We start from the raw sequence: 19,988 nt of genomic DNA on the forward strand, positions 1-19,988 counted from the left end.
CCCACATCCGGCCCTTTCGGGTCCACACAGTCCCCCGAACGGCACTACAGTCGGACACTATGTCGCCGGCCGTCGTTTGGGACTCCGCCCTTCTCGGTTATGACCTGGGTGCGGATCACCCGTTCAACCCCGTCCGGCTGGAGCTCACCGTCCGGCTGGCCACCGAACTCGGCGTGCTCGACGACGTCCCGCTCCTCGTCCCGACCGGCGCCGGCGACGAAGAACTCCTCCGGATCCACGCGCCCGAATACCTCGCCGCCGTGCGGGACGCACCGCTCGTCGGGTGGGACGTCGGGCACGGGCTCGGCACCTCGGACAACCCCGTCTTCCCCGACATGCACGACGCCTCCGCGCTCGTCGTCGGGTCCACGCTGCTCGCCGCCCGCAAGATCGCCGAAGGCGAAGCCACCCGCGCGGTCAACATCGCCGGCGGGCTGCACCACGCGATGCGCGACCGGGCCGCCGGGTTCTGCGTCTACAACGACTGCGCCGTCGCCATCTCCTGGCTGCTCGACCACGGCTTCGAGCGGATCGCCTACATCGACACCGACGTCCACCACGGCGACGGCGTCCAGACCGCCTTCTACGACGACCCGCGCGTCCTCACGATCTCGCTGCACCAGCACCCCTTCACGCTCTGGCCGGGCACCGGCTACTCCGCCGAGACCGGCCGCGGGAAGGCCGACGGGACAGCCGTCAACATCCCGTTGCCGCCGCGGACGCGGGATCCCGGGTGGCTGCGGGCGTTCAACGCCGTCGTCCCGTCGCTGCTCGCCGACTTCGAACCGCAGCTGCTGTTCACCCAGTGCGGTGTCGACTCGCACGAAGAAGACCCGCTCGCCGACCTCTCGCTGTCCGTCGACGGGCACCGCACCATCTACGCCACTCTCCGCGACCTCGCCGAGACCTACGCCGGCGGCAAGTGGATCGCCGTCGGGGGCGGGGGCTACCAGCTGATCCGCGTGGTCCCGCGGTCGTGGACGCACCTGATCGCCACCGTCCTGAACCGGGACGTCGACCCGGCGACGCCGCTGCCGCCCGGCTGGAAAACCACCGTCGGCAAGGCCGCGCCGCAGGCCGAACTCCCCAGCACGATGACCGACGACCGCGACACGGAGTTCAAGCCGTGGGGCGACGGCGAAGACGACCCGGTCGACATCGCCGTCCGGGACACCCGCCGCGCCGTCTTCCCCCTGCACGGCCTCGACCCGGACGATCCGAGGGACTGATCATGGCCGGCCGGGACCCCTTCGACTACCCCCGCGACTGGGAAGCCGACGTCGTGCTGTCCGACGGCGGCACCGTCCACCTGCGCCCGATCGTGCCCACCGACGCCGACGGGCTGGTCGCCTTCCACGGCAAGCTGTCCGAGCGCACGCGGTACTTCCGCTACTTCGGCGCCTACCCGCGGATCCCGGAGAAGGACCTCAAACGCTTCTCCACCGTCGACCACCACGACCGGGTCGCGTTCGCCGCGTTCCTGGGCGACGACATCGTCGCCGTCGGGCGGTACGAACGGCTCGACAGCGGGCCGTCGGCGGAGGTCGCCTTCGTCGTGAGCGATGCGCACCAGGGGCGCGGGCTCGGCTCGATCCTGCTCGAGCACCTCGCCGCGGCCGCGTCCGAATGCGGGCTGCGCCGGTTCGTCGCCGAGGTGCTCGCCGAGAACGCCGCCATGGTGCGCGTCTTCCGCGACGCCGGCTACCAGGTCAGCCGCGAGATCGAGGAAGGCGTGCTGCACCTGGAGTTCGACATCGACCCGACCGAGGAGTCGCTCGCGGTCGCGCGCTCGCGGGAGCAGGCGGCCGAGGCGCGCAGCGTGCACAACCTGCTGCACCCGTCGTCGGTCGCGGTGATCGGCGCGTCGGCCGAGCCGGGCAAGGTCGGCCACGTCGCCTTCGTGAACCTGCTGGCCGCCGCGTTCACCGGCACCGTCTACCCGGTCAACCCGGAGCACCGCGCGATCCGCGGGGTCCGCGCCTACCCGTCCGTGCTGGACATCCCGGACCCGGTCGACCTGGCCGTCGTCGCGGTGCCCGCCGAGGCCGTCGAGTCCGTTTTGGACGCTTGCCTGGCCAAGGGCGTGAAGACGCTGCTGATCCTGTCGAGCGGGTTCGCCGAAGCCGGGCCGCACGGCCTGCACGCCGAGCTGCGGCTGGTGGGCGAGGCACGCGCGCACGGCATGCGCGTGGTCGGCCCGAACGCGCTCGGTGTGCTCAACACGACGCCCGGCATCCGGTTGAACGCCACGCTCGCGCCACGCCTGCCCGGTCGCGGGCGCACCGGCTTCTTCTGCCAGTCCGGCGCGCTGGGGACCGCGATCCTCGCCGACGCGGAGGCGCGCGGCCTCGGGCTGTCGACGTTCGTCTCGGCGGGCAACCGTGCCGACGTCTCGGGCAACGACCTGTTGCAGTACTGGGAAACCGACCCGGACACCGACCTCGTGCTGCTGTACCTCGAGTCCTTCGGCAACCCGCGCAAGTTCGCGCGGCTGGCCCGCCGGCTCGCGCGCACGAAGCCGATCGTCGCGGTGAAGTCGGGACGGCACGCGGTCCGCCCGCAGCTGGCGGCGACGTCCACGGAGATCGACGAGGCCAGCGTCCAGGCGCTGTTCGAGCAGGCCGGCGTGGTGCGGGTGGAGTCGCTGGCGCAGCTGTTCGACACGGCGCTCGTGTTCGCCCACCAGCCGCTGCCCGCCGGCCCGCGGGTCGCCATTGTCGGCAACTCCAGCGCGATCGGGTTGCTGGCCGCGGACACCGCCCGGATGCAGGGCCTGAGGCTCGCCTCGGACCCGGTGGACGTCGGCCCGCAGGCGAGCCCGGAGGACTTCGCGAAGGCGGTCGGCGAAGCGCTGACGTCGCCGGAGACCGACGCGCTGGTCGTCGTGTTCGCGCCGCCGATCGCGATCCCCGGCACGGCGTACGCGCGCGCCCTGCGGGAAACCGTGGTCGAACTGGGGCAGCGCAAACCGATCGTCTCGACGTTCCTCGCCGCGGAAGGCGTGCCGGACGAGCTGGCCGTGTTCAGCGAAGACGGCGTGCCGACGCGCGGGTCGATCCCGTCCTATCCGAGCCCGGAGCGCGCGGTGAACGCCCTCGCGAGGGTCGTCCGCTACGCGGCGTGGCGGCAGCGCCCGCAGGGCACCCTCGTGCGGCCGCAGGGGATCCACACGGAACAGGCCCAGGGCCTGGTTCGCGAACTCCTGGACGCCGAAAGCGGAAAGACGACGCTGCTGTCCGACACCGACGTCGTCCGTCTGCTGGGCTGCTACGGCATCGACGTCGTGCCGTTCCGCATAGTGTCCACAGTGGACGAAGCCATCGCGGCGGCGGCCGAGCTGGGCTTCCCGGTGACGCTCAAAGCGGTCGACGAACGCCTGCGCGGCCGCCCCGACCTGGCCGGCGTCCGGCTCGACCTGGCCTCCGCGGACTCGGTGCGCACGGCGTACGAAACCCTGCGCGAAATCTCCGGCGACGACGAGGTGTACGTCCAGCGGATGGCACCGAAGGGCCTGTCGTGCGTGATCGGCCTGCAGGACGACCCGTCGTTCGGCACGCTGGTCTCGTTCGGGCTGTCCGGCCTGGTCAGCACGCTGCTGGGCGACCGCGCCTACCGCGCGGTCCCCCTCACCGACGTGGACGCGGCAACGCTGCTGCGCGAGCCCCGAACGGCTCCGTTGTTGACCGGCTACCGCGGCGACGAGCCGGCCGACCTGGCGGCGCTGCAGGACATGGTGCTGCGCGTGGCAGCGCTGGCGGAGGACAACCCCGAGGTCCGCTCACTGGTACTGGACCCGATCCTGGCCTCCCCGGACGGTGCATTCGTCGCCAACGCCCGCCTGGTCCTGGGCTTACCCCCAACCCGCCCCGACACGGGCCCCCGCCGCCTGCGCGCGATCAACCCGCTGGACTGAGCATGCCCACGCCAGACCCCGCCCACAACCGGCCCCCACACTCACCCGACCCGGCTGACCCGGCCACAACGCCCGACCCAGCCCGGGCGCCCGACCCGGCTCGCGCGCCCGACCCGGCTCGCGCGCCCGACCCGGCTCGCGCGACCGACCCGGCCCGTGCGGCCGACCTGACCACGCCGCCCGACCCGGCTCGCGCGACTGACTCGGCCACGCCGACCGATCCCCTTCGACACCGGCCGCCGCGATCGACCGGCTCGGCTGACCCGGCCACCCGGGCCGCTCCGGCTGGCTCGGCTGCATCGGCCGAGCCGGCGGAGTGGGCTGACTCTGCCGGACCGGGTGGCCAGGCCGGGTCGTCTGGGCCGGCTGGCTCAGCCACTTCGCCCGGTCCGTCTGGCTCAGCCACTTCGCCCGGTCCGGCTGCCCGAGCCATTCCGGCTGGCTCGGCTGCACCGATCGAGCCGGCGGAGCGGGCTGACTCTGCCGCACCGGGTGGCCAGGCCGGGTCGCCTGGGCCAACTGCGCCGGCCGACCGGGCCACTCCGGCTGACCGGGCTGCACCAATCGAGCCGGCGGAGCGGACTGACTCCGCGGTATCGACCGGCCAGGTCAGGCCGCCCGGGCCGACTGCGTCGGCCGACCCGGCCGTTCCGCCTGACTTGGCTGCACCGGCCGAGCCGGCGGAGCGGGCTGACTCTGCCGCACCGGGCGGTCAGGCCAGGCCGCCCGGCTCGGCCACCTCGCCCGGGCCGACTGCGTCGGCCGACCCGGCCGTTCTGCCTGACTCGGCTGCACCGGCCGACCCGGCGGAGCGGGCTGACTCCGCCGCACCGACCGGCCAGGTCAGGCCGCCCGGCTCGGCCACCTCGCCCGGTCCGGCTGCGCCGGCTGGCCCGGCCACCTCGACTGTGCCGACTGGCCTCGCCCCGGCGGCTAGGTCTGCTGCGCCGGCTGGCCCGGCCGAGCCGCCTGATTCGGCTGCCCCGGCTGGCCTGGTCGACTCGGCCGATCCCGCCGCCCCGACTGGCCCGGCCGATTCCGCCGCGTCGGCTGGCACCGCCACCACACCCGGCCCAAACCGCGCCGCCGCGACCGGCCCGACCACCCTCGCCGACCTCCTGACCCGGCACGCCGCAGACCTCCCCGGCGCCGTAGCCCTCATCGCCCACGGCGACCAGGTCGAAGCGGCAGCCATAGGCTCAGCCGACGCCAAGCACACCCTCCCCATGGCGCGCGACTCCCTCTTCCGCATCGCCTCCCTGACCAAACCGATCGTCGCCGCGGCACTGCTCCTCCTCGTCGACGAAGGCGACCTCGCCCTCGAAGACCCCATCGCGCGCTGGCTCCCCGAACTGGCCTCCCCACTAGTGGTCCGCACCCCACAAGGCCCAGTCGACGACGTAGTCCCCGCCACCCGCCCGATCACCGTGGAAGACCTGCTCACCTTCCGCTGCGGCTACGGCCTGGCCGCCGACATGACGCTGCCCGCCGTCGACCTGCTCCTCCAGGTCCTCGGCCACCCGGCCGCTCCGCCGCGCGGGCTCACTCCCGACGAGTGGCTGGCCGCGCTCGCGCAAGTGCCGCTGCTGCACCAGCCCGGCGAGGCATGGCTCTACGACACCGCCTCCGATCTCCAAGGCGTGCTGATCTCGCGAGTCACCGGCCGTCCGCTGCCGGAGTTCCTGGCGGAGCACCTGTTCGAGCCGCTCGGTATGGCCGATACCGGGTTCACCGTGCCGACCGCCGCGCTGGGCCGGCTGACCAGCGCTTATCGCCGGGGCGAGGACGGGCTGCGGCTGATCGACTCGCCCGAAGGCCGCTGGAGCACCCCGCCGTCGTTCCCGTCCGGGTCGGGCGGGCTCGTCTCGACCGTCGACGACCTGCTCGCCTTCGGCCGTTTCCTGCTGGCCGAAGGCACGGCCGGCCGGCGGCTCTCGCCGCACTCGGTTCGAGCGATGACGACCGACCACCTGACACGCGAGCAGCGCGAAGCCGGCCGGGCTTTCCTGCACGGACAGGGCTGGGGCTACGGCGGTTCGGTCGACGTCGAGCCGACGCACCCCGGCGAGGTGGCCGGCCGCTACGGCTGGGTCGGCGGTGCCGGCACCGCCTGGCACATCGTCCCCTCGACCGGCACGGTCTCGGTGCTGCTCACCCAGGTCGAGCTGACCAGCCCGAGCCCACCCCGCTGATGCGCGAATTCTGGGCGTACGCCGTTTAGCCGGCCAGTGCGTCGCCCAGCGCCAACAGCTGCGGAGTCGCCGAACCGAGCTCGAACTCCAGCCGCTTCGCCGCCGTGAAATAGCGGTGCACCACGTGGTCGACGTCGATGCCGACGCCGCCGTGGACGTGGACCGTCGTGTGGGCCACGCGATGACCGGCCTCCGCGGCCCAGAACTTCGCCGTCGCCACCGCTTCCGTCGCGGGGAGGTCCGAAGCCAGCCGCCACGCGGCCTGCAGGGTCGTCAGGCGGACCGCTTCGACGTCGACGTACGCGTCCGCGAGCCGCTGGCGGACCGCCTGAAAACCGCCGATGACGTGGTCGAACTGCTTGCGCTCGCCCGCGTACGCCGCCGTCAGCTCCAAGGCCCGCTCGACGACGCCGAGCTGCTGCGCGCACACGCCGGCCGTCCCGCGCAGGCGCAGCCACTCGGCGATGGCGCCCAGCGAAGTTCCCTGGACGTCGGACAGCTCCAGCAGGCACGCGTCCGCGTGGTCGGTCGTGCGCTGCGGCCGCACCGACACGCCGGGCGCGGCCGCGTCGACCAGGAAGACCTCGTCCGCGGCGGCGACCAGGAACCCGTGGGCGAACGCGCCGAACGCCACGGCCGGGCACGCACCGGACAACCGGCCACCGACGGCGGTGAAGCCGGACAGCGCCACGGCCAGCACACGCTCGCCGCGCAGCACCGGCAGCACCCAGCGGTCCACCAGCTCGGGCGTGCCGAACTCGGCCAGCGCCGACGCCGCCATCGTGATCGAGGGCAGGTAGGGGACCGCCGCCACCGCGCGGCCGATTTCGGTGAGCACCGCGCACTGTTCGAGCAGGCCGAACCCGCCGCCGCCGAGTGACGACGGCAGGGCCGCGTCGAGCACGCCCGCCTGTCCCAAGGCCGTCCACAGTGGAGTGTCGAAGCCGCCGGTGCCGTGCGGGTCGTGGGTTGTCTTGTCGGCGAGGATCCGCCGGCTCAGCGCGGCGAGGTCGGCCGACGCCTCGGAAGGGGTGAAGTCCATGGACGCTCCTAGCGCGTGACGGGCAGGCCGAGTGCGGTGGCGGCGATCATGTCCCGCTGGATTTCGTTGGTGCCGCCGCCGAAGGTGAGGATGAGCGCCGAGCGGTGCAGCCGTTCGATCCGGCCGGCCAGCAGCGCGCCCGGCGAGCCTTCGCGGACGACGGCGGCCGCGCCGAGCACCTCCATCAGCAGCCGGTAGGCCTCGATCGCGAACTCCGTGCCGTACACCTTCGTCGCCGACGCCTCCGCCGGGCCGAGCTCGCTCGCCGCGGCCGCCCAGGCGATCCGCCAGTTCCGCAGCTTCAGGTACTCCGCGCCGGCGTGCACCCGCGCGAGGTGCAGCCGCACCCATTCCTGCTCGATCGCGCCGGTTTCCTTCGCCCACGCCAGGACGTCGGCCAGCGCCTTGCGCACCGGCGCCGCCGACGTCAGCGCGACGCGCTCGTGGTTGAGCTGGTTGGTGATCAGCGGCCAGCCCGCGTTCTCCTCGGCGACGCGCGCGGACACCGGCACGCGCACCTCGTCGTAGTACGTCGCGCTGGTGCCCGCGCCCGCGACCGTGTGCACCTTGGTCCACGAAAACCCCGGCGCCGACGTCGGCACGATCAGCATCGACAGCCCGCGGTGCTTCTTCGCCGACGGATCGGTCCGCACCGCGAGCCAGACGTAGTCGGCGTATTCGATCAGGCTCGTCCACATCTTCTGGCCGGTGACGACGTACTCGTCGCCGTCGCGGACCGCGCGCGTCTTCAGCGAGGCCAGGTCCGTGCCGGCTTCGGGCTCGGAGTAGCCGATCGAGAAGTGCAGCTCGCCGGCGGCGATCTTCGGCAGGTAGAACGCCTTCTGCTCCTCGGTGCCGTAGCGCATGATGGTCGGCCCGACGGTGTTCACCGTCAGGAAGGGGACCGGCACCCCGGCGACGGCGGCTTCGTCGGTGAAGATCAGCTGGTCGAGCATCGGCCGGCCCTGCCCGCCGTACTCCTTCGGCCAGCCCAGCGCGAGCCAGCCGTCCTTGCCCAGCTGCCGGACGATTTCCTTGTAGGCGGCGCCGTCGCCGTACTCGCCGCCGCCCGAGCGGAGGCCGTCACGGCGTTCGGGCGTCATCAGTTCGGTGAAGTACTCCCGAAGTTCGGCGGCCAGCTCGCGCTGCTCCGGCGTGTAGTCGATCCGCACCCGTCACCCCGATCCGGCGTTACAATAGAACCTGTTCTAGTTGTACCAGGGCTCGCGTGGTGGAGGAAGCATGGAGATCGGCGTCGACAGGCTGGCTTGCGAAGCGAACGCGGTGTGCGTCGGCTTCGCCCCGGACGTCTTCGACCTCGACGACGACGAGAACCTGGTGGTCCGGCCGGGTCCGGTACCGGCCGATCAGGTAGAACGTGTTTCTGATGCGGTCAAGGGCTGCCCGAAGAACGCCCTGTTCATCGTCGGTTAGCGCCGTTCACTGAAAGGCTTGCCCAAACCGAGAACAGATTCTAGTCTAGGCCCGACATCTGGGACTCGACGAGGAGGCCTCGCGGTGAGCCTGACCGGCAGGATTGCGATCGTCACGGGCGCCGCCGCGGGCCTGGGCCGGGCCGAAGCGCTCGCGCTGGCCGCCCGCGGCGCCACGGTCGTCGTCAACGACATCGGCGAGCCGAAGGACGTCGTCGCGGAGATCGAAGCGGCGGGCGGCACCGCCGTCGCGGTCGCCGGCGACGTGGGGGAGCGGGCCACGGCCGACGCGCTCACGCAGGCCGCGCTCGACCTCGGCGGGCTCGACGTCGTGGTCAACAACGCCGGCGTGCTGCGCGACAAGATGCTGTTCTCGATGTCCGACGACGACTGGGACACCGTGCTGCGCGTGCACCTGCGCGGGCACTTCCTGTTGTCCCGTAACGCCGCCGAGCACTGGCGCGAGAAGTCCAAAGCGGACGGCAAGCCCGTCTACGGGCGGCTGGTCAACACGGCGTCCGAGGCGTTCCTCATCGGCTCGCCCGGCCAGCCCAACTACGCCGCGGCGAAGGCGGGCATCACCGCGCTCACCATGTCGGCCGCCCGCGGCCTCGCCAAGTACGGCGTCCGCGCCAACGCGATCTGCCCGCGCGCGCGGACGGCGATGACCGAGGGCGTGTTCGGCGCCGCCCCTGCCGAAGGCGCCGATCCGCTCTCGGTCGAGCACGTCGCCCCCTTCGTCGCCTACCTCGCCTCGCCGGCCGCCGAGCACGTCAACGGCCAGGTGTTCGTCGTCCACGGCGGCACCGTCTCGCTGGTCGAAGCGCCGCGGATCGAGCGGCGCTGGGGCCTCGACGAGCTGGAAACCTCGGTCAGCGCGTTCTTCGCCGAACGCGATCCCGGCCGGATGTTCGCCGCCACCGAAATCCTGGAGGAGTCGTGAGGCTGGACGGGAAGATCGCCATCGTCACCGGGGCCGCGCGCGGCCAAGGCGAGGCCGCGGCCCGCGCGTTCGTCGCCGAAGGCGCGAAGGTGCTCGTCGCCGACATCCTGGACGACGAGGGCAAGCAGCTCGCCGCCGAACTCGGCGAGCAGGCCGTCTACCAGCACCTCGACGTCGGCAGCGAGGACGACTGGGCCACCGCCGTCGAGCGCGTGGGCACCGAGTTCGGCGCCCCGGACGTGCTGGTCAACAACGCCGGCATCCTGCACTTCTCCGAGCTGGGCAAGACGACGCTGGCCGATTACGAACGCGTGATCCGGGTGAACCAGATCGGGGCGTTTCTCGGGATGCGCTCGGTCGTTGAACCGATGACCGCCGCCGGCGGTGGCTCCATCGTCAACGTGTCCTCTGTGGAGGGTCTGGCCGGGATGCCGTACCTGATCGCCTACACCGCGAGCAAGTTCGCGATCCGCGGGATGACCAAGGTCGCGGCGATGGAACTCGGCAAGAAGCACATCCGCGTCAATTCCGTGCACCCCGGCGCGATCGATACCCAGATGGTTTCGACCGCGGCCGGCGGCCAGAAAGTCGACATGTCCTACGTCGGCAAGAAGGTCGCGCTCGGCCGCGTCGGGCAGCCCGAAGACATCGCGAAGCTGGTGTTGTTCCTGGCCAGCGACGAGAGCGCGTACTGCACCGGGGCGGAGTTCGTCGCGGACGGGGGAGCCACGGCGTCGCACGCGCTCAACTTCTAGGCAGTGAACACCGCTAACGAAAATCGGGCGCCGGGTATGGAGAACACTCGGAGGTCAGCGACGACCTACTGGGAGGTGTGGTGAGCGAGAGCACGGGAACGCTCCCGGGAACCGCGGCCCTGACCCAGGTCGGCCGCCTGGCGACGCTCTCGTGGGAGGTCCTGCGCGCGATCTTCAAGCGCCCCTTCCAGGCCCGCGAGTGGATCCAGCAGTGCTGGTTCTTCGCCAGCGTCACGATCCTGCCCACGGCACTGGTGGCCATCCCGTTCGGCGCGGTGATCGCGCTGCAGCTCGGCTCGCTGACCGCGCAGATCGGCGCCCAGTCGTTCACCGGCGCGGCCAGCGCGCTGGCCATCGTGCAGCAGGCCAGCCCGCTGATCACGGCGTTGCTCGTCGCGGGCGCCGGCGGCAGCGCGGTCTGCGCGGACATCGGCGCGCGCAAGATCCGCGAAGAGATCGACGCCATGGAAGTGCTGGGCGTCAACCCGATCCAGCGCCTCATCGTGCCCCGGGTGCTGGCCGCGATGGTCGTTTCGGTGCTCCTCAACGGCTTGGTCAGCGTGGTCGGGGTGCTCGGCGGCTACTTCTTCAACGTCGTCCTCCAAGGCGGCACGCCCGGCGCGTACCTGGCCAGCTTCAACGCCCTCGCCCAGGTGCCCGACCTCTGGGTCAGCGAGATCAAGGCGCTGCTCTACGGCTTCGTCGCCGGCGTCGTGGCGGCGTTCCGCGGGCTGAACCCGCCGCCCGGGCCGAAGGGCGTCGGCGACGCGGTCAACCAGGCCGTCGTCATCACGTTCCTGCTGCTGTTCCTCATCAACGTCGTGCTCACCGCGATCTACCTGCGGATCGTCCCGCCGAAGGCCATGTGATGACGGCGGAACCGATCGACCACGAGCGGACGCTCGAGTACATCGCGCGCCCGGGCCAGAGCCTGGAAGGTCTCGGCAAGCAGCTCGCGTTCGCCGCGAAAGCGCTCGCGTGGTCCCCGCGCACGATCCGCCGCTACGGCCGGGAAACGCTGCGGCTGCTCACCGAGGTCTGCTTCGGCACCGGCGGCCTCGCCGTCATCGGCGGCACCCTCGGCGTGATGATCGGGATGACGCTGTTCACCGGTCTCATCGTCGGCCTGCAGGGCTATTCCGCGCTGAACCAGCTCGGCACGGCCGCGCTCACCGGGTTCATCTCCGCCTACTTCAACACCCGCGAGGTCGCGCCGCTGTCGGCCGGGCTCGCGCTGTCGGCCACCGTCGGCTGCGGCTTCACCGCCCAGCTCGGCGCGATGCGGATCTCCGAGGAGATCGACGCGCTCGAGGTCATGGGCGTGCCGAGCATGCCGTACCTGGTGACCACCCGCGTGCTCGCCGGCGTCGCCGCGGTGATCCCGCTGTACGCGGTCGGCCTGCTGTCGAGCTACCTCGCGTCCCGCCAGATCACCATCTGGCTCTACGGCCAGTCCGCGGGCACCTACGACCACTACTTCACGCTGTTCTTGCCACCCGGCGACGTCCTCTGGTCGTTCGGGAAGGTGATCGTCTTCAGCGTGCTCGTGATCCTGTCCCACTGTTACTACGGCTTCAATGCCAGCGGCGGCCCGGCCGGTGTCGGTGTCGCGGTCGGCCGCGCGGTGCGGACGTCGATCGTGCTGATCTCGGTGCTGGACTTCTTCCTGTCCCTCGCGATCTGGGGCGCGAACACGACGGTGAGGATCTCCGGATGACGCGCGAGCTCTGGCAGCGGCTCCGGTACCAGGTGCTGGGGCTCGCCTTCCTGCTCGTGGCCGCGTTGTTCATCACGGGCACGCTCGCCGTGTACAACAAGGCCTTCACTCCGGTGACGCTCGTGAAGCTGGAGACCGACCGCGTCGGCAGCCAGCTGCGCACCGGCGGCGACGTCAAGGTCCGCGGCATGATCGTCGGCGAAGTCCGGTCGGTGCTGGCGAAGGGCGACCACGCCGAGCTGGAACTGGCCCTCGACCCGGACAAGACGCACGTCATCCCCAAGAACGTCGCCGCGCGGCTGCTGCCGAAGACGCTGTTCGGCGAGCGGTACGTCGCCCTGCAGCTGCCCGAGGCTCCGCAAGGCCCGATCGAGGCCGGCGACGTCATCCCGCAGGACCGCAGCAGCGCGGCGATCGAGCTGCAGAAGGTCCTCGACGACGTGCTGCCGCTGCTGCAGGCGGTCCAGCCCGAGAAGCTGTCGAGCACGCTGACAGCGGTGTCGACCGCGCTCGAAGGCCGCGGCAAGCAGCTCGGCCGGACCCTCGTGCAGCTGAGCGACTACCTCGGCAAGCTGAACCCGTCGCTGCCGGACGTCAAGGCCGACATCACCGGGCTCGCCAACGTCGCGCAGACCTACGACAAGGCGGCGCCGGACCTGCTGCAGGCCCTGTCCGATCTGACGACGACGAGCCGGACGATCGTCGACCAGCGCGCGCAGCTGAGCGACCTCTACGCCACCGTCACCGCGGCTTCGGTGGACCTGACGAACTTCCTGCAGGTCAACAAGGACAACCTGATCCGGCTCACCACGGCGATCCAGCCCACGCTCGACGTCCTCGCGAAGTACGCGCCGGAGTACCCGTGCCTGATGCGGCAGCTCGCCGAGTCCGTGCCGCGCGCGGAGCTGGCGTTCGGCAAGGGCACCGCGCACCCCGAGGTCAGCCGGGTCACCATCGAGTTCGCCGCCAGCCGCGGCAAGTACCTCCCCGGCGTCGACGAGCCGAAGTACGAGGACAAGCGCGGCCCGCGCTGCTACCCGCAGGTCCCGAAGCCGGGCGTCTGGCCGCAGTACCCGCCGGACGGCGCGATCAAGGACGGCTCCAGCAAGCCCGCCCCGCCGAAGAACCCGCCCGAGGAGCTGCCCGCCGGCGGGGGCGCCCTCGGCGGTTCCGGCACGATCGTCGGGTCGAGCTACGAACGCGACCTGATCGACCTGCTCGCCTCGCCCGCGCTCGGCACCGCGCCGGGTGACGTGCCCGGCTGGGCGGGCCTGCTCGTCGGGCCGCTCTACCGCGGGGCGGAGGTGGAGCTGAAGTGAGGACCTTCGTGCCGTCGCTGGTCAAGCTCGCGGTGTTCGCCGTCGTCACCGTGCTGCTCACCGGGATCCTCGCGGCCACCATCGCGAACACGAACTTCGGCGAGACCTCGGGCTACCTGGCGAAGTTCACCGACGCGTCCGGGCTCAAGGAAGGCGACGACGTCCGCATCGCCGGGGTCAAGGTCGGCCAGGTCGACGCGATCGGCGTCGTCGAGGGCGACCGGAACTTCGCCGAGGTCCGGTTCGACGTCGAGCAGGCCTACCGCCTGCCGGAGACGGTGACCGCGACGATCAAGTACCGCAACCTCGTCGGCCAGCGCTACCTCGCGCTCGGCACCGACGTCCCGGGGCAGCGCGCGCTGGAGGACGGCGGCACGATCCCGCCCGAGCGCACGAAACCCGCGTTGAACCTGACCGTGCTGTTCAACGGCTTCAAGCCGCTGTTCAAGGCGTTGAGCCCGAAGGACGTCAACCAGCTCTCGGCCGAGATCATCAGCGTCTTCCAGGGCGAAGGCGGCACGATCACCAGCCTGCTGCAGCACACCGCGTCCCTGACGACGGCGATCGCGAGCAAGGACCAGGTGATCGGCCAGGTCATCGCCAACCTCAACACCGTGCTCGGCACGGTCAACGCCCACGGCCCGCAGCTCGGCGACCTCATCGAGCAGACGCAGAAGCTGGTCAGCGGGCTGGCCGAGCAGCGCAAGCCGATCGGCGACGCGGTCAGCGCGCTCGGCGACCTCGCCGTGTCCACGACCGGCCTGCTCGCCGACGCGCGCCCGGCGCTCAAGGACGACGTCGCCCGGCTCGGCGTGCTGTCGCAGAACCTCGGCGACTCCGGCGTGCTGCTCGACCACCTCCTCGAGGTGCTGCCGGGCAACCTGCAGAAGTTCACCCGGACGTTGAGCTACGGCAGCTGGTTCAACTACTACCTGTGCGGGATCACCGGCACCATCGGCATTTCCTCGCTCGACATCACCCTGCCGATCGTCCCCATTCCCGGTACGCAGCGCGCGGAGAGGTGTGGTCCGTGAAGCGGCTGAAGGATCGCAACCAGGCGGGGGTCGGCGCGGTCGCGCTCGTGCTGATCGTGCTCGTCACGGCCACGACGTACTTTTCCGACCAGCTCCCGTTCTTCGGCAACGGCACGACGTACTCGGCGTACTTCGGCGAGTCCGCCGGGCTGGCGCCGGACAACGAGGTCGAGGTCGCCGGCGTCAAGGTCGGCACGGTGTCGTCGGTGAAGCTGGCCGGCAAGCAGGTGCTCGTCCGCTTCCGCGTGAAGGACGTCCGGGTCGGCGACGCGACCACGGCGTCCATCGAGATCAAGACGCTGCTGGGGGAGAAGTACCTCGCGCTCGACCCGAAGGGCGGCGGCACGCAGGAGCCGGCCGCGACGATCCCGCAGGCCCGCACGCGCACGCCGTTCCAGCTGCAGGACGCGTTCGAGCAGCTGTCGACGACGGTCGGCGACATCGACACGAAGCAGCTCGCGGACAGCTTCAACGCCCTGTCCGACAGCCTCAAGGACAGCCCGCAGTACCTGAAGGACACGCTGACCGGGCTGTCGTCGCTGGCTCGCACCGTTTCGTCCCGCGACGCCGACCTGCACACGCTGCTGGCCAACACGAGCCAGGTGTCGAAGACGCTGTCCGACCGCAACGCCCAGCTGCAGCGCGTGATCAGCGACGGCAACCTGCTGCTCGGCGAGCTGCAGAACCGCAAGAAGGCGATCAACGCGCTGCTCACCGGCACCCAGCAGCTGTCGCAGCAGCTTTCCGGGCTCGTCGCGGACAACCGCGCGCAGCTGAAGCCGACGCTGGACAAGCTCGGGAAGGTGACCGACATCCTGCAGCGCAACCAGGGCAACCTCGACAAGAGCCTCCAGCTGATGGCGCCCTTCGCCCGCGTCGGCGCCAACGCCACCGGCAACGGCCGCTGGTTCGAGGGCTACCTGTGCGGCCTGCTGCCGCCGACGATCAACGCCGGCGTGATCACCATCAACCCCGAAGGCTGCACCCCGCCGATCGCGGCGCCGAACCAGGGGGTGGGCGGCCGATGACCATCCGCACCTACCGCGGCCGCAGCCTGGTGACGTGGCTGGCGTTCGCCTGCGTGCTCGCGCTGATCGTCACCGCGGGACTGTGGCTGGTGTTCCGCGCGTCCACCGGAACCGTGGTCTCCGCGTACTTCGGCAAGACGGTCGGGCTCTACGCGGGTTCGTCGGTGCGCGTGCTCGGCGTGCCGGTCGGGCAGGTCACCGACGTGACGCCGCAGGGCGACGCCGTGCGCGTGGACATGCGCGTCGACGACGTCTCCCTGCCGGCCGGCGTGGGCGCGGTGGTCGTCGCGCCGAGCCTGGTCAGCGACCGGTACGTCCAGCTGACCCCGGCCTACGACAGCGGCCCGGTCCTGGCTTCCGGCACGGTCCTCCCGCGCGACCGGACGGCGACGCCGGTCGAGCTGGACGACCTGTATTCGAGCCTGGACAAGCTGTCGACGGCGCTGGGCCCGAACGGCGCCAACAAGGACGGTGCGCTGTCCGGGGTCCTGGACACCGCCGCGAACACGTTGAAGGGCAACGGCGCTTCGCTGAATTCGACGGTCGGGCAGCTGGCCGAACTGGCGAAAACCCTGGACGGCTCGAAGGACGACCTGTTCTCGACCGTGCAGAACCTCAACTCCTTCACCGGCGCGCTGGCCCAGAGCGACCAGCAGCTCAACGAGTTCTACGGCCGCGTCGCCGACGTCAGCCGGTTCCTCGCGGCGGATTCCTCCGAAGTCGGCGCGGCTTTGCAGTCCCTCGGCGGGGCGCTCGGCGACGTCCAGACGTTCGTCAACGACAACAAGGGCGCCTTGGAGTCCAATGTGGACAAGCTGGCGTCGCTGTCGAAGGTCCTGGTCGACCAGCGGGCCGCGCTCGCCGAGGTGCTCGACATCGCCCCGACCGGCGCGACCAACTTCATCAACTCCTACGACGCCGCGTCCGGCACGATCGCCGTGCGCGACAACCTCAACGAGCTGACCAACCCGCCGATCCTCACCGTCTGCCGGCTGATCAGCTCGTTCACGCCGAAGCAGCTCCCGGACGCGCTGGGGACCATCTGCAAGCAGCTCGCGCCGGTGCTGGACGGGGCGCTCAAGCTGCCGACCATCCCGCAGGTGCTCAACTCCCTGCAGAACGGGACGCTGCCGCCGTTGCCGCTCCCGCTGGTCGACGTCATGGAGCAGCTTTCGGGCGGTGCGAAGTGAAGCGGCTCGCGGGAGTGCTCGCCGGGGTGCTCGTGCTGGCGGCCTGCAGCGACGGCGGCTTCAACGGCCTCTACGGCACGCCGCTGCCCGGCGGCGCCGACGTCGGCGACCACCCGTACCACGTGAGCGCGCTGTTCACCGACGTCCTCGACCTGGTGCCGCAGTCGAGCGTGAAGGTGAACGACGTCGCCGTCGGGCGGGTCGACAAGATCAGCCTGACCCCGGACACGCGCTCGGCGCTGGTCGCGATGACGGTCAACGGCGACATCGCGCTGCCCGCCAACGCCCGTGCCGAGCTGAAGCAGTCTTCGCTGCTGGGGGAGAAGTTCGTCGAGCTGAGCGTGCCCACGGCCGAACCGGCGTCGGGGCGCCTGGGTGACGGCGCGCGGATCCCGCTCGGGCGCACCAACCGCAACCCCGAGGTCGAGGAGGTGCTCGGCGCGCTTTCCCTGCTGCTCAACGGCGGCGGCGTCGAGCAGATCCAGAAGATCAGCCACGAGCTGAACGACGCGCTGTCGGGCAACGAGCCGGAGATCCGCGCACTGCTGTCGCGGGTGGACGAACTGGCCACGCAGCTCGACGGGCACCGCACCGAGATCCTCCGCGCGATCGACGGCCTCGGGAAGCTGTCGCACACCTTGGCCGGGCAGACGGAGAACCTGTCGAACGCGCTCGACAACCTGGCGCCGGGCCTGAAGATCGTCACCGACCAGCGCGACCAGCTCGTGGGGATGCTGAACGCGCTCAACGCGTTGTCCGGGGTCGCGGTCGACACCGTGACGAAGAGCCGCGACCAGCTCGTCGCGAACCTCAAGGCGTTGCAGCCGACGTTGACCAAGCTCGGCGAGGCGGGGTCGAACCTGCCGAACGCGTTGCAGATCCTGCTGACGTACCCGTTCCCGGACTACGCGGGCAACGTGATCAAGGGCGACTACGCGAACGTCGAGGCCAACGTCAACCTCGACCTCGACACGCTGATCCAGAACTTCACGAACTCGTCGCAGCCACCGATCGCGCTGCCGCCGGGCATCGGCGGTCAGGCGCCGGTCGCGCCACCGCTGCCGCTGCCCGACTCGGGTTCGGGCCCCCAAGCCGCCGGGCCCAACCTGCTGGGCGGCCTGCTCGGGCTGATCGGGGGTGGCCGGTGACCACCCGCAAGATCCGCGTCCAGCTGTTCGCGTTCGTCGTCATCGCGGTGGTTTCGGTCGTCTACGCGGGCGGCCGGTACGCCGGGCTGGACCGGCTGTTCGGCAACCGCGGCTACGTCGTCACCGCGCAGCTCACCGACTCCGGCGGCATTTTCGTCAACTCCGAGGTCGCCTACCGCGGCGTGACGGTCGGGCGCGTGACCGGCATGACGCTCACCGAGCACGGCGTCGACGTGGCGCTCGACATCGACGCCGGCGCCCCGGAAATCCCGGCCGACGCGCACGCCCAGGTGGCGAACCGCTCGGCGGTGGGGGAGCAGTTCGTGGACCTCCTCCCGCAGCACGACGGCGGCCCGTTCCTGAAGGACGGTTCGGTGATCACGCCGGACAAGACGTCGCTGCCGCCGTCGCCGGACACCGTGCTCTCGCACCTGGACGACCTCGTGGCGAGCGTGCACCCGGACTCGCTGCGCACGGTCGTCGACGAGACGTACAACGCGTTCGCCGGCGCCGGCCCGGAACTGCAGCAGCTGCTGGACAGCACGGGTTCGCTGACCGCCGTCGCCACGCAGTACGTCCCGCAGACGCAGGGGCTGTTCGCGAACTCGCGGGTCGTGCTGGACACGCAGGAGCGGCAGGCGGCGAACATCACCGACTTCGCTTCGGGGCTGCGCACGATTTCCGGTCAGCTCAAGAAGTCCGACCCGGACCTGCGGCGGGTGATCGCGGAGGCACCGAAGCTGAGCCGGCAGATCAGCGACGTGCTCGCGGCGTCCGGCACCGATCTGGGCGTGCTGTTCGCGAACCTGCTGACGACCGCGCAGATCACGACGTCCCGCAAGGACTCGATCGAGGAACTGCTGGTGGCGTACCCGATCATCGGGGCGTTCTCGCCGTCGACGTCCCCCGACGGCACCGGTCACCTGGGCGTGGTGTTCAACTTCTTCGATCCGGCTTCGTGCACGAAGGGGTACGAGGGAACGAAACAGCGTCCGGCGAACGATGAGTCCGAAGCCCCCGTGAACATGAACGCCTACTGCGCGGAGCCGCCCGGGAGCCCGACCGGGGTCCGCGGCTCCCAAAACGCCCCCTACGCCGGCAAACCACCCGCGATTCCCGCGGCGCCTTCGCAGACCGCCGCTTCGGCTCCGCAGCCGCTGCCGGGCATGCTGAGCCTGCTGACGGGCCCGTCTTCAGGCGGCCTTGGCCGCTTACTGGGCGCGCCGTGAAACTCCGTCTCCTGATCGTCCTCGCGGTCTTTTCGTTATTGGCGGCGGGTTTTTCGGGCTGGTCGTGGTGGCGAGCGGCGTCCGACGACGCATCGGCCCGCGGCCGCGAGCGCGACGCGGTACTGGCCGCGGCCGGCCCCCAGCTGGTCACCCTGAACACGATCGACTACCACTCGGCGGCGGCGGACGTCGACCGCTGGATTTCGTCGGCGACGGGCCAGTACGGGAAGGACCTCTCCGGGGATCGGCAGCTGCAAATCGACCGGGCTACCTCTGCGCGTACGGTTTCGACGGCTTCTCTGGTCCAGGCAGCGGTGACGGAGATCGACGTCGCCGCGGGTTCGGCCCGGCTCTTGGCGGTGCTGGACGTCCGGGTGTCGACCGCGGGCGCCGCGGTGACCCCACGTCTGAACCGGCTCACGGTGGACGTCTCGCGGTCAGCGTCCGGCTGGAAGATCGCCGGTGTTCAGGCGGCGGGCTCGTGATCCGGGTGCTGACGGCGATCGTCGTGGTCGCTTTGGGCTGTGCGGTGTGGTTCGGCGTGGAGGCGGCTTCTCTTTCTCCCGGTTCGAACCAAGCCCTCGTGGATTCGGCTGCGACGGCTTCGGTTTCGGCCGAGGTGAGTGATGCGGTGAAGTCGGTTTTTTCTTATGACTACGCGAATCTGGCCCGAACCGAGCGGGCGGCCGCCGAGGTCCTGACCGGCGACGCGGTGGGTCAGTACCAGGCGCAGTTCACTTCGGCACGGACCCGGGCGGCGGCCGAGAAGCTCGTCCGGACCACTACTGTTCGGGCTGTCGGGGTTCGGTCTCTGGTTGGCGATGACGCGTCGTTGTTGTTGTTCCTGGACCAGCAGACGGTGGGTTCGGGTGGGGCGCTTTCGTCTTCTGTCGCTCAGCTGGCGGTTACGGCTCGTCGGGTTGATGGTCGCTGGAAGATTTCTTCTCTTACTGCTCTCTAGGCTTTACTGATGCGGCTTCGCCGGGGCGTGGGAAATCGGCGCTCGTGGTGGTTGCCTTTGTGTGGTGGTCGCCAGCGCCGATTC

The 19,988-nt window shown here is 70.9% G+C and carries 18 protein-coding genes; 16 read left to right on the plus strand and 2 right to left on the minus strand.

The features are described 5' to 3' along the window. Positions 1–59 precede the first annotated feature (59 nt). The 3 genes from ACLJQM_RS21880 to ACLJQM_RS21890 are packed head-to-tail and all read left to right on the plus strand — an operon-like array spanning position 60 to position 6,105. The gene (locus tag ACLJQM_RS21880; protein ID WP_360766699.1) at positions 60–1,229 is read left to right on the plus strand and encodes an acetoin utilization protein AcuC; all 1,170 of its coding nucleotides are present in this window, start codon (positions 60–62) and stop codon (positions 1,227–1,229) included. A 2-nt stretch (positions 1,230–1,231) separates the two neighbouring features. Continuing rightward, positions 1,232–3,913 carry a GNAT family N-acetyltransferase gene (locus ACLJQM_RS21885; protein ID WP_410632602.1) on the plus strand — a complete coding sequence of 894 codons (2,682 nt, stop codon included), beginning with the start codon at positions 1,232–1,234 and terminating at the stop codon, positions 3,911–3,913. A gap of 2 nt (positions 3,914–3,915) precedes the next feature. Then, positions 3,916–6,105: a serine hydrolase gene (locus tag ACLJQM_RS21890; protein ID WP_410632603.1), complete on the plus strand. Its 2,190-nt coding sequence runs from the start codon at positions 3,916–3,918 to the stop codon at positions 6,103–6,105. A 25-nt stretch (positions 6,106–6,130) separates the two neighbouring features. On the opposite strand, the gene ACLJQM_RS21895 is transcribed toward ACLJQM_RS21890, so the two are convergent. Next, a complete protein-coding gene (locus ACLJQM_RS21895; protein ID WP_410632604.1) occupies positions 6,131–7,147 on the minus strand; it encodes an acyl-CoA dehydrogenase family protein in 1,017 nt (338 codons plus the stop codon). An 8-nt stretch (positions 7,148–7,155) separates the two neighbouring features. Beyond that, a complete protein-coding gene (locus ACLJQM_RS21900) occupies positions 7,156–8,319 on the minus strand; it encodes an acyl-CoA dehydrogenase family protein (protein ID WP_410632605.1) in 1,164 nt (387 codons plus the stop codon). Positions 8,320–8,389: 70 nt separating this feature from the next. Between ACLJQM_RS21900 and ACLJQM_RS21905 the strand changes: the two genes are divergently transcribed. From ACLJQM_RS21905 to ACLJQM_RS21965, 13 genes are all read left to right on the plus strand, one after another. Further along, positions 8,390–8,581, plus strand: a complete 192-nt coding sequence (locus ACLJQM_RS21905; RefSeq protein ID WP_247012165.1) for a ferredoxin — start codon at positions 8,390–8,392, stop codon at positions 8,579–8,581. An 84-nt stretch (positions 8,582–8,665) separates the two neighbouring features. Further along, positions 8,666–9,523, plus strand: a complete 858-nt coding sequence (locus tag ACLJQM_RS21910; protein ID WP_360766711.1) for a 3-oxoacyl-ACP reductase — start codon at positions 8,666–8,668, stop codon at positions 9,521–9,523. Next, entirely contained in the window at positions 9,520–10,278 is a 759-nt protein-coding gene (locus ACLJQM_RS21915) for a glucose 1-dehydrogenase (RefSeq protein ID WP_247012161.1), read from the plus strand. The genes ACLJQM_RS21910 and ACLJQM_RS21915 overlap by 4 nt, the downstream gene beginning before the upstream one ends. 80 nt (positions 10,279–10,358) lie before the next feature. Further along, a complete protein-coding gene (locus ACLJQM_RS21920; protein WP_086674213.1) occupies positions 10,359–11,147 on the plus strand; it encodes an MlaE family ABC transporter permease in 789 nt (262 codons plus the stop codon). Then, on the plus strand, positions 11,147–11,995 hold the full coding sequence (locus tag ACLJQM_RS21925; RefSeq protein ID WP_410632606.1) for an MlaE family ABC transporter permease: 849 nt from the start codon (positions 11,147–11,149) through the stop codon (positions 11,993–11,995). Before ACLJQM_RS21920 ends, ACLJQM_RS21925 begins: the two co-directional genes overlap by 1 nt. Further along, a complete protein-coding gene (locus tag ACLJQM_RS21930; protein WP_360766716.1) occupies positions 11,992–13,314 on the plus strand; it encodes an MCE family protein in 1,323 nt (440 codons plus the stop codon). Before ACLJQM_RS21925 ends, ACLJQM_RS21930 begins: the two co-directional genes overlap by 4 nt. Then, a complete protein-coding gene (locus tag ACLJQM_RS21935; protein ID WP_410632607.1) occupies positions 13,311–14,348 on the plus strand; it encodes an MCE family protein in 1,038 nt (345 codons plus the stop codon). Before ACLJQM_RS21930 ends, ACLJQM_RS21935 begins: the two co-directional genes overlap by 4 nt. Further along, positions 14,345–15,376 carry an MlaD family protein gene (locus tag ACLJQM_RS21940; protein ID WP_360766722.1) on the plus strand — a complete coding sequence of 344 codons (1,032 nt, stop codon included), beginning with the start codon at positions 14,345–14,347 and terminating at the stop codon, positions 15,374–15,376. The genes ACLJQM_RS21935 and ACLJQM_RS21940 overlap by 4 nt, the downstream gene beginning before the upstream one ends. Continuing rightward, positions 15,373–16,566 carry an MCE family protein gene (locus ACLJQM_RS21945; protein WP_410632608.1) on the plus strand — a complete coding sequence of 398 codons (1,194 nt, stop codon included), beginning with the start codon at positions 15,373–15,375 and terminating at the stop codon, positions 16,564–16,566. The genes ACLJQM_RS21940 and ACLJQM_RS21945 overlap by 4 nt, the downstream gene beginning before the upstream one ends. Then, positions 16,563–17,714 carry an MCE family protein gene (locus ACLJQM_RS21950; protein WP_360766725.1) on the plus strand — a complete coding sequence of 384 codons (1,152 nt, stop codon included), beginning with the start codon at positions 16,563–16,565 and terminating at the stop codon, positions 17,712–17,714. The genes ACLJQM_RS21945 and ACLJQM_RS21950 overlap by 4 nt, the downstream gene beginning before the upstream one ends. Continuing rightward, the gene (locus ACLJQM_RS21955) at positions 17,711–18,943 is read left to right on the plus strand and encodes an MCE family protein (protein WP_410632609.1); all 1,233 of its coding nucleotides are present in this window, start codon (positions 17,711–17,713) and stop codon (positions 18,941–18,943) included. The genes ACLJQM_RS21950 and ACLJQM_RS21955 overlap by 4 nt, the downstream gene beginning before the upstream one ends. Next, the gene (locus ACLJQM_RS21960; protein WP_410632610.1) at positions 18,940–19,428 is read left to right on the plus strand and encodes a hypothetical protein; all 489 of its coding nucleotides are present in this window, start codon (positions 18,940–18,942) and stop codon (positions 19,426–19,428) included. Before ACLJQM_RS21955 ends, ACLJQM_RS21960 begins: the two co-directional genes overlap by 4 nt. Beyond that, the gene (locus ACLJQM_RS21965) at positions 19,425–19,904 is read left to right on the plus strand and encodes a hypothetical protein (protein WP_410632611.1); all 480 of its coding nucleotides are present in this window, start codon (positions 19,425–19,427) and stop codon (positions 19,902–19,904) included. The genes ACLJQM_RS21960 and ACLJQM_RS21965 overlap by 4 nt, the downstream gene beginning before the upstream one ends. Positions 19,905–19,988 lie beyond the last annotated feature (84 nt).

Origin of the sequence: Amycolatopsis sp. cmx-4-83 (assembly GCF_046548815.1) — a bacterium.
Classification (GTDB): domain Bacteria; phylum Actinomycetota; class Actinomycetes; order Mycobacteriales; family Pseudonocardiaceae; genus Amycolatopsis; species Amycolatopsis pretoriensis_A.

What these genes read in the sequence shown, in the direction of transcription:
- ACLJQM_RS21925 (WP_410632606.1), top strand. Translation starts at nt 11,147, where the DNA reads ATGACGGCGGAACCGATCGACCACGAGCGGACGCTCGAGTACATCGCG.
- ACLJQM_RS21890 (WP_410632603.1), top strand. Translation starts at nt 3,916, where the DNA reads ATGCCCACGCCAGACCCCGCCCACAACCGGCCCCCACACTCACCCGAC.
- ACLJQM_RS21930 (WP_360766716.1), top strand. Translation starts at nt 11,992, where the DNA reads ATGACGCGCGAGCTCTGGCAGCGGCTCCGGTACCAGGTGCTGGGGCTC.
- ACLJQM_RS21895 (WP_410632604.1), bottom strand. Translation starts at nt 7,147, where the DNA reads ATGGACTTCACCCCTTCCGAGGCGTCGGCCGACCTCGCCGCGCTGAGC.
- ACLJQM_RS21885 (WP_410632602.1), top strand. Translation starts at nt 1,232, where the DNA reads ATGGCCGGCCGGGACCCCTTCGACTACCCCCGCGACTGGGAAGCCGAC.
- ACLJQM_RS21945 (WP_410632608.1), top strand. Translation starts at nt 15,373, where the DNA reads ATGACCATCCGCACCTACCGCGGCCGCAGCCTGGTGACGTGGCTGGCG.
- ACLJQM_RS21880 (WP_360766699.1), top strand. Translation starts at nt 60, where the DNA reads ATGTCGCCGGCCGTCGTTTGGGACTCCGCCCTTCTCGGTTATGACCTG.
- ACLJQM_RS21905 (WP_247012165.1), top strand. Translation starts at nt 8,390, where the DNA reads ATGGAGATCGGCGTCGACAGGCTGGCTTGCGAAGCGAACGCGGTGTGC.